At 43.8% G+C, this 9,678-nt stretch carries 7 protein-coding genes and 1 pseudogene; 5 read left to right on the top strand and 3 right to left on the bottom strand.

The annotated features are described in order from the left end of the window. Window positions 1–2,427, bottom strand: a pseudogene (locus tag B853_RS06215) (hypothetical protein); the annotation flags it as partial. 402 nt (window positions 2,428–2,829) lie between these two features. Here B853_RS06215 and B853_RS06210 point away from each other — a divergent pair. From B853_RS06210 to B853_RS06195, 4 genes are all read left to right on the top strand, one after another. Then, window positions 2,830–4,140, top strand: a complete 1,311-nt coding sequence (locus B853_RS06210; RefSeq protein ID WP_038884146.1) for a TolC family outer membrane protein — start codon at window positions 2,830–2,832, stop codon at window positions 4,138–4,140. Window positions 4,141–4,142: 2 nt separating this feature from the next. Next, window positions 4,143–4,757, top strand: coding sequence for an OmpA family protein (locus B853_RS06205; protein ID WP_038884147.1), 615 nt, complete (start codon window positions 4,143–4,145; stop codon window positions 4,755–4,757). Window positions 4,758–4,866: 109 nt separating this feature from the next. Further along, window positions 4,867–5,220, top strand: coding sequence for a DUF2750 domain-containing protein (locus B853_RS06200; protein ID WP_010448080.1), 354 nt, complete (start codon window positions 4,867–4,869; stop codon window positions 5,218–5,220). A 178-nt stretch (window positions 5,221–5,398) separates the two neighbouring features. After that, window positions 5,399–7,366 carry a tetratricopeptide repeat-containing diguanylate cyclase gene (locus B853_RS06195; RefSeq protein WP_038884148.1) on the top strand — a complete coding sequence of 656 codons (1,968 nt, stop codon included), beginning with the start codon at window positions 5,399–5,401 and terminating at the stop codon, window positions 7,364–7,366. On the opposite strand, the gene queC is transcribed toward B853_RS06195, so the two are convergent. Further along, window positions 7,323–8,021: a 7-cyano-7-deazaguanine synthase QueC gene (gene queC / locus B853_RS06190; protein WP_038884149.1), complete on the bottom strand. Its 699-nt coding sequence runs from the start codon at window positions 8,019–8,021 to the stop codon at window positions 7,323–7,325. The genes B853_RS06195 and queC overlap by 44 nt on opposite strands. A 14-nt stretch (window positions 8,022–8,035) precedes the next feature. After that, window positions 8,036–8,686: a 7-carboxy-7-deazaguanine synthase QueE gene (gene queE, locus B853_RS06185; protein WP_038884150.1), complete on the bottom strand. Its 651-nt coding sequence runs from the start codon at window positions 8,684–8,686 to the stop codon at window positions 8,036–8,038. Window positions 8,687–8,851: 165 nt separating this feature from the next. On the opposite strand from queE, the gene B853_RS06180 reads away from it, so the two are divergent. Then, window positions 8,852–9,661 carry a Cof-type HAD-IIB family hydrolase gene (locus B853_RS06180; RefSeq protein WP_010448084.1) on the top strand — a complete coding sequence of 270 codons (810 nt, stop codon included), beginning with the start codon at window positions 8,852–8,854 and terminating at the stop codon, window positions 9,659–9,661. Window positions 9,662–9,678 lie beyond the last annotated feature (17 nt).

Here is a 9,678-nt window from a genome sequence, read left to right as displayed (position 1 = left end):
AACCACCACGGAAATGCTCTCTGCACCAGTGAGGGTTAGCTCGATGCCCTCGTTGAACAACGCCTTAAGTGCATCGCCTGTGTAGGTCGTGTCACCAATCTTGACCGAATCGATATCGTCGATATCAACCGAGTCCGCCATGCTGGTATCGAACTTGAAGGTGACCTTAGCTGGTTCGCCTTCTTCTTCTGTGCGTGAAATAGCAAACGAAGCCGTGCTTTCACCTTCCACTGCGGCAGCGTCCACCGTCTTGATTGACACCTCCGCCACTTCGTTACGGTCAACGGTTTCATCATTGATGGTGGCGTTTGCTTTGTTATTACCCGGTAGGATCGTCGCGCCTTCGCCAGCCACAATCTGACCGACTAAGCTCTCTAAACCTTCAATCTCTGCGTCGTCTTTTGGTGTGACGACAACACTGATGCTCTCAGCACCGGTGAGGGTCAGCTCGATGCCCTCGTTGAACAACGCCTTAAGTGCATCGCCTGTGTAGGTCGTGTCACCAATCTTGACCGAATCGATATCGTTGAGATCAACCGAGCCCGCCACGCTGGTATCGAACTTGAAGGTGACCTTGCTTTCTAAGCCTGTTGGTTCACCTTGGTTTGGAGTACGCGAGATCTGGAATGAAGCGCTGCTTTCACCTTCAATAGCTAATGCACTAACAGTCGTAATAACAACATCACCAATATATTCTGGTATCGTTACACTGTCTTGTGCTTCTGGGGATGTAGTACCAGCCTGATCCGTAATCGTAGCGACAACCGTCAGCGTCTCACCTTCTGCTGGAACCGGGTATTGCAGTGTGACGCCATTATCTAAATCGTTTTGTGTCAGTATACGATCTGGCTGACCAGTCACACTGAGCGTATCACCCACTTCTGCATTAGCCGGCAAGGTAACCAGTACATCGACCAAACCATCCACTTCATTGTTTTCAAGCGAGCCATCGTTGTTACTGTCTTCAGTTATTACCACCGTTGGCGCGTCTGGTGCGTCCGTATCTGGTACTTCAACGGTTGGAACCGTTACCGCATCTTGGCCTGGCTCTGAAGTATTACCAGCCTGATCCGTAATCGTAGCGACAACGGTCAGCGTTTCACCTTCTGCCGGAACCGAGTATTGCAGCGTGACACCATTATCTAAATCGTTTTGTGTGATGACTCGATCTGGCTGACCAGTCACACTGAGCGTATCGCCCACTTCGGCATTAGCCGGCAAGGTAACCAATACATCGACCAAACCATCCACTTCATTGTTTTCAAGCGAGCCATCGTTGTTACTGTCTTCAGTTATTACCACCGTTGGCGCGTCTGGTGCATCCGTATCCGGTACTTCAACGGTTGGAACTGTTACCGCATCTTGGCCTGGCTCTGAAGTATTGCCAGCCTGATCCGTAACCGTAGCGACAACGGTCAGCGTCTCACCTTCTGGCGGAACCGGGTATTGCAGCGTGACACCATTATCTAAATCGTTTTGTGTGATAACTCGATCTGGCTGACCAGTCACACTGAGCGTATCGCCCACTTCTGCATTAGCCGGCAAGGTAACCAGTACATCGACCAAACCATCCACTTCATTGTTTTCAAGCAAGCCATCGTTGTTACTGTCTTCAGTTATCACCACCGTTGGCGCGTCTGGTGCATCCGTATCCGGTACTTCAACGGTTGGAACCGTTACCTTATCTTGGCCTGGCTCTGAAGTATTACCGGCCTGATCCGTAATCGTAGCGACAACGGTCAGCGTTTCACCTTCTGCCGGAACCAGGTATTGCAGCGTGACACCATTATCTAAATCGTTTTGTGTGATGACTCGATCTGGCTGACCAGTCACACTGAGCGTATCGCCCACTTCGGCATCAGCGGGTAAAGTAACCAGTACATCGACCACGCCATCCACTTCATTGTTTTCAAGCGAGCCATCGTTGTTACTGTCTTCAGTTATCACCACCGTTGGAACACTCGGTGCCAGAGTATCAGGGTTACCGCTTGCGGAACTTATAACTTGGTTGAAGTTAAGATATGCTTCGAGCAATGACAGTGTTTGAGTTTGCGACACACCAAGATCGTGAAGGCCAGAGGTTTGAAAATCTGTCGCGGCTAAAATTTCAGATGCACTTCTTTCAAGTGTCGCCGTTAGTTGATAGCTAGAACCATTGGCAGTACCTGCTGCCGTAGCAAACTCTTCGCTGAGTTGGGTTGGATCTTCACCCGATTCTAGAGTTTCAATAATTTGAGCAATATCATCGCTGACATCAGTACTTTGTTCGTCTTTTACGAGCTCCACTTTCAAGTCACTTTGACTAACTCGCTCTACGATAATCTCACCGTTACGTGGCTGTGAGCCTTCGGAGAGTATGCGTATGTGGCCATCTAAACCTATTACAACCACTTGCTCTTGATATGAAACTAAAGATGTACGATCCATGATACTATGTGACCTTTTGTTTGCGTCAAACTTTTGACCAGTAATGCTTAATAGTTATATATTGCCTTAATGGCAGTATTATTAACAGCAAGTTAATAACTATTTTCATTCAATAGGTCACATATTTACCAATGAGCCCTCTCTTTCAATATCGTGATGTTGGTTCAAAACTTAGAGCACTTTAAATGCTGAAACCTATAGAAACATATAGAAACAATACATAAATCCTATCACTAACTTGTTTACCGAAAAGCTCTCGGTAACATTTTATTAATATTCAAACAATTGTATTGTTGCTTATGTAACTCAATGTGCGTTAAATTATTGACACAACGAACGACGCTCAATAAAAAGCACTCAGATCTGAGCATTTACCTATATAAATCACTTAGGAGCAACGAAGTGAAGTGGACTCCAGCCAAGCTGATTAGTCTCAGCGTGATAGCATCTTTTTCTACAGGTGCGCAAACTTTAGAACAGGCTGTTGCCAATAGCCTTCAAACCAACCCAGATATCAAAGGTGCGTTTAACGAATTCGTTAGCAAAAAATATATAAACGAAGCAGCCACAGGAGCCTACCTGCCGAGTGTTGATCTAGACGCTGGCATAGGTTACGAGCGTGTAGACTCCGCCGACTCTGACCGTGATGTAACTGACTTAACACGTAAAGAAGCAAGCATTACTTTCACTCAGCTAATTTGGGATGGTTCAGCCACCCTAAATAATATGGATAGAACGGCAGCAGATGCAGAATCTTTACGCTATCAACTGTTGGCGGATGCTCAAGACATGGCATTACAAGTTGCCAAAGTTTATCTTGATTCTGTAAAAGCCTATGAGATCTTAACGCTTTCTGAAAACAATCTTGCTGTACACAAAAAAATCTATCGTGACATCAAGAAGCGTGTCGACTCAGGGATCGGCTCTACCGCAGATTTGACACAGGTTGAGGCTCGTTTAGCTAAAGCGCACGGTAACCTTGCTGCGGCACAGAATAACTTATTTGATGCACATACCATGTTTATGCGCATTGTCGGTCAGTCACCTCAGGGCCTTGTGTTTCCAAGAGCAGATCAGAACTTTATCCCATACACAATAGATGAAGCGGTAGGTAAAGCGTTCGAAGAGCACCCTGTCATCAAGATAGCAAAAGTCGATGTAGACTCTGCCAAATTCCAGTACAAGCAATCTAAAGGTAACTATTACCCGACAGTGTCTGTAGAGGCTTCACAGACATGGCGAGATGATGCTGGAGGCATTGAAGGTGACAGTAATGAGACCAGTGCTATGCTACGCATGCGCTATAACCTGTTTAATGGTGGCAGTGATAGTGCAAATGCAGAGAGCTTTGCATACCAGCTAAACAAAGCAAAAGACTTAAGAGAGAGAGCTTATAAGAATGTAGAGGAAGGCTTAAGACTTTCATGGAGCGCTCTAGATCTAACACTTCAACAAAAAGAGTTTCTGTCAGACCATGTGGATTCTGCAGCTAAAACTGTTATTGCCTATGAAAAACAATATCGCATAGGAAAACGTACCCTCCTTGACGTCCTCAATACCGAGAATGAACTGTTTGAGGCACGAAAAGGTTATCTTGATGCTAAATATGCTGAGCAATACGCAAAATACCGAGTAATGAATGCTACTGGTCAGTTACTCAATGCATTGAGAATTGACACTCCCCAAGAGTGGAAGCAGAAGGTGGAATATTAATTATGCGAAAATTGACTTTTTTACTTAGTCTGATGCCGTTAGCTATTACTCTACCTACTCAGGCTCAGGATGAATTCGCTTACCAATCGGTGCCAGTTGCGCTCCAGTCGGCTGATTTACAAGATGATGATTCTGACGGTGTAATCAACGCAAGAGACTTGTGCCCAGAAACACCCTTAGAATCTGAATTAGACAACGATGGATGTGGTCAGTACGTTAAGTCATCGGAAAAAATGCAAATACGCGTTCTTTTTGCTAATGATTCAGATGAAATTAACCCTGTCTTTAGAAAACAGATCAGTGACATGGCTAGTTTCCTAAAAGAATACCCATCAACGTCAATTGAACTTCAAGGTTATGCAAGTAAAACAGGAACCAGTCAGCACAACTTTGAATTGTCGCAAAGGAGAGCAGAAAACGTCAGAAATCTTCTTATAAACTTTGGCATTACTCCAGAACGCTTGCGAATTGTCGGCTTTGGCGATACTCAATTAGCCTACCAAGGAAGCGATGAAGTTAGCCATGCCATGAATCGAAGAGTGACAGCGACAGTAGTCGGTTACAAAGGTAACGTAAAAAAAGAATGGACAATCTTCACAGCTTTACCGAAAAGCTAGCACTGAAGTGTTGAATAAGTAGGCATCTTTGATTCAAAGACTATTTATCATTGGGGGAAAGTTGAGTTTAGTGTTACCCTTAACATGTTCTAACAATGAGAGTTTTGAAATGAGCAAACTTACATCAGATATCCAAGCAAACTTGGATCTTTTTGTTGCCGAAACAAAAGAAAACCAATTGGTTTGGGGTTTACGTAACGAAGAAGGTTGGCTATCTTGCGATTCAACTGAATTCGAAAACAGCGAAGTTATGCCGTTTTGGTCGTCGAAAGAAGACGCACAAGCGCATAATGTTGAAGAGTGGGCAGATTTTGAAGTCTTAGAAATCCCTCTTGATATCTTTGTTGAAGATTGGCTTCTAACTCTTGCTGAAGATGGTGTTTTAGTTGGTACAAACTGGAATGCCCAACTTGAGGGTAAAGAAATGGAACCTCAAGACCTTGCGAAACTATACATCGCATAAAATCCCCTTTGATTGTTAAGCCTCGCGCATATGCGGGGCTTTTTATTATCTCTTTTTCAGTGACATATTTTCCGCAATAAAAAAATCCCAATCATCAGCCCTACGTCACAAAGGCCCTTATGCAAATGGTATATCATTCCGCTAATAATAATTTAGAAAAATTAAGGTTATATGCACTATGCGCAAGCTTTTTCTTTTTTTTACTCTGCTCGCCATAAGCGCCCCTCTATCCGCTGAAAACGCCCAAAGTATGACAAATTGGCATTCAGTCTATCAGCGCACGGTAAAGACAAACAAAGAGCTGGCTCTCAACATGCTTCAAGACAGATATCATGCTGTCAGCTCAACCGCGGAAAAGCTCTACATTAGCGGTTTAATTCTTGACTACATGTTTATGCTTAATCAGCCTTACTTTGGCAACAACCAAGCCGAAGATGGGAAAGCTGCGCGTGTGGAATCCAATTATTTGAATGCGATTGCAAACCGAAAAAAAGGTAAATATGACTTATCGGTAAAAAAATTTACTGAGCTTCTTAATATAGCGAAGGCTGATTCTGACGTACCGATGAAAGCCCTCTTCAATTACCAGTTGTGTTACACGCTCAACGAACAAGGCAGGTATCATCAGGCAAATTTTTACTGTTCGTCACTAGAAGCAGCATTAGCAACGGGAAGTTTATCCTTCCTTCCTTTAGATCTTGCTTACAGGGTAATTGCAAACAACTACGATCATAGAGGCAACTATCAAGAGGCACTATCAAAGTACGCAATATTACTTAACCTACTACCTGAGAGCAGCGACCCTACTGGCATCTACAATGATGCTGCTTTACTAATGATAGAAGTAGGCCAATATGACCAAGCAAAAGATTATTTACTCCAAGCGCTATCTATAAGGAAAGCCAAGGGGTCTCCGTTAGAAATTGCTCAAGTAGAGCATAGTTTAGCAACCCTATTTAGAAAGACTCATGAATATCAGTTAGCTACTCAACATTACCAGAATGCGTTGCTTATATTGAAAGAAGAGCGTTTTTACTATGGATTGGGTCTAACATACTTAGGTTTAGGCTCCACGATATTGGAATCCGGCGATCTTGAGCGTGCTTTACCATATCTAGAGGAGGCACTCCACCTAGGAAAGCAAACTCAAAACCATCGCCTACAACTCGAAAGCCACATTGCACTCGCTGATGCGTACTTATCAGCAAACGCCCTGTCACAGGCAGAGACCAACGCTAGAAGTGCACTCTCACTTGAAAGTAATAGTTCGGCGCCTTCACTGCAAGCACAGGCTTTGCTTATCAGTTCAAAAATCGAACAACAGCGAAAGAACTTTAAGTCTGCTCTTTCTTACTACGAGGAATACGCAAATCTTGAGCTTGCAACAAGGGATGCGAGCAACATTAAGGCTATAAAAGCTCTAGACTTAACCAAGAAAGAACTTGAGCACGAGTTAAAGTTAACTGAGATTAGAAACCTTAAAGATTTAAAGCAGCACGAGTTCCAAGAGCTTAAATATCAACAACGTGCATATAACTTTGTAATTGCTTGCCTTATCATGGCCATGGGTGCCCTTTGGTTCATACATAAGAAGGCAAAAACAAGAGCGCAATTTGACGACCTGACTGGTGTCTTAAATCGAGCTTCAGTAATAAAGAAAATCAAAACTAAAGCATCAATCAGTGGAAGTGAGAATAAACACGTACTCGCGTTATTAGATCTCGACAAGTTCAAAGATATTAATGATATATACGGCCACCCTACTGGTGACAAGGTATTACGCTATATCTGCGATAGCTTGACTGCGAAGTTACACAAAGGTGAGTTGATTGGCCGATTAGGAGGAGAAGAATTTATACTTTTAATGACGAACGTCGATGAGGTTGACGTGCCTTTCAGAATTAATAGTTTGCATAAAACGATTTCTGAAAAGCACATCTATTCTGAAAGTAACCAAGCGCTCAAAGTTACCGCAAGCATGTCCTATTTATCGACCTCAAAATCGTTGAAAGACTTTGATGAGCTTTATTCAATACTTGATCAAGCCCTGTATCAAGTAAAGAAAACGGGACGAAACTCAGTCATTGATGCCTACAATGAGCCTATTGACCTTCCACCTTCTGCTTTTCAACCAAAGAATGCATAACAGCTTCTTTGTTGTTTAGGTAGTCGTCTAAGCCCGCTTTGCGTAGATCGCAGGACGGGCAATCACCACAACCATCACCGATGATGCCGTTGTAACAAGTTAGTGTGTTTTCACGCACTAGTTGCAACGCGTCATATTGATCGGCCAATGCCCACGTTTCTGCTTTGTTCAACCACATCAATGGCGTCTTGATTTGAAATTGACGATCCATGCCTTTAACCAGCGCACTGTTCATCGCTTTTACAAAGTCATCACGGCAATCTGGGTAACCACTAAAGTCTGTTTCACAAACACCCGTAATTACCGTTTCTGCGCCAATTTGGTAAGCGTAGATGCCAGCTAGCGTTAGGAACAAGATGTTGCGGCCAGGAACGAACGAGTTCGGTAAACCGTTTTCTTGTAGCTCATGTGAAACTGGAATGTCGTCACGTGTCAGAGAGCTGATAGCAAGTTCATTCAGCAGGCCAACATCCATCACTTTATGTGCAGCGACACCAAGATCTTTTGCGACTTTCTCTGCCACTTCAATCTCCAGCTTATGTCGCTGACCGTAGTCAAATGTAATGGCATGTACTTCGTCAAACTCTTTTAACGCTTGAACCAGACATGTTGTAGAATCCTGTCCACCACTGAAAACAACCACTGCTTTTTTCATCTTTCTCTCCGAGCTTAAGCAATACTTAGGTATTTATGAGTTTGAACCGACAGACGCCAGTTGCGAGCAACACAGGTATCAATACACAGTTGGGTAGCACGAGGCTTTTGACTGATAGGCTGAAGTGCGATCACTGTCTTCTCACCGATCTCTGCAGAGGCCAATAACACATCCAGTTGAACGATGTCTTTTTGGGTGCCAACTGGGTGCTTGATTTCATTTGCGCGTTCTAATGCACTTTTAAGCACTGGTAGCTTCCCTTTCATTGCGACCTTAGGTGACACTGTCACCCATGTTCCTTCTGAAGTCACTACCTCTGAAGTACCACTGGTTTCGATTTGGCATTGGCAACCCATTTCTTCAAATGCAGCCGTCAAAGCACGTAAATCATAAATACATGGTTCACCACCAGTGATCACAATATGCTTCGCATTGAAGCCCTGCTTTTTATATTCAGCTACGATGTCTTCTGCCGATGCGAAACACCACGTTGGAGAATCTTCTGTTTTCACCAAGATATCACCGATCTGGCGCTGGTCTTCTTCTTCCGCGTACCAAGTCTGTTTCGTATCGCACCAAGAACACCCAACCGGACATTCTTGCAAACGCACAAAAACTGCTGGCACACCAGTGAAAACCCCTTCCCCTTGGATGGTTTCAAACATCTCATTTAGCTTATACAACGTAGAACTCACTCAACTCATTATACTTCGAGGCGAAGACCTTAATGGAGAGGCGCACTCAGGTCAATTTAAACCAAAAATAAATTGTTAAAATAGGTTGTTTTGTAGTTTCATACGCAGGTTCCCAATTTTTTAAGGTAAGTAAAGATGTACAAGCTGATCGCCCTAGACATGGACGGTACGTTGCTAAACAGCGACAAAGTAATTTCTGAAGAGAACAAACAAGCAATTGCAAAAGCACGTGAAGCGGGTGTTACCGTTGTCCTTGCTTCTGGCCGCCCTCTTGAAGGAATGCAAGACAAATTAGATGAGTTGAACATCGACTCAGACAAAGACTTTGTTTTGTACTACAACGGCTCAATGGTGAAAAACATTGGTACGAACGAAATCATCCACCAGCAAATCATTGATGGCAAAGCGGCGAAGAAAATTGCACGTAAAGCGCGCGAGCTTGGCGCTTATGTTCACGCATTCAGCCAAGAGCACGGCCTAATCACAGAAGAGAATAACCCTTACACAGACATCGAAGCGAAGATCAACGGTCTTGAAATTACCGAAATGAACTTCGACTCTCTAGAAGATGATCACGCGATCATTAAAGCGATGATGGTTGCAGAGCCAAGCAAACTAACTGAAGTTATTGCGACTTTACCTGCGGAATTAAAACAAGAGTTTACGGTAGTGCAAAGCGCGCCTTTCTTCTTAGAGTTTTTGAACCCATCAAGTAACAAAGGCATCGGTGTTTCGGCGATCGCTGAATACTTGGGCATCAAAGCTGAAGAAGTGATTTGTATGGGCGATGCAGAAAACGATCACCATATGCTTGAATACGCGGGCCTCGGTATTGCCATGGCAAATGCGATGGAAGAGACCAAACGCATCGCAAACTATATTGCCGAAAGCAATGATGACCACGGTGTGGCTAAATCAATCGAGAAGTTTGTTCTCAACGCTTAATGATCCACGCCCTCTTC

Origin of the sequence: Vibrio rotiferianus CAIM 577 = LMG 21460, assembly GCF_002741985.1 — a bacterium.
In the GTDB taxonomy this organism is placed as follows: domain Bacteria; phylum Pseudomonadota; class Gammaproteobacteria; order Enterobacterales; family Vibrionaceae; genus Vibrio; species Vibrio rotiferianus.
Note: the sequence above shows the minus strand (reverse complement) of the source record. Positions and strands in the feature narration are given on the sequence as shown.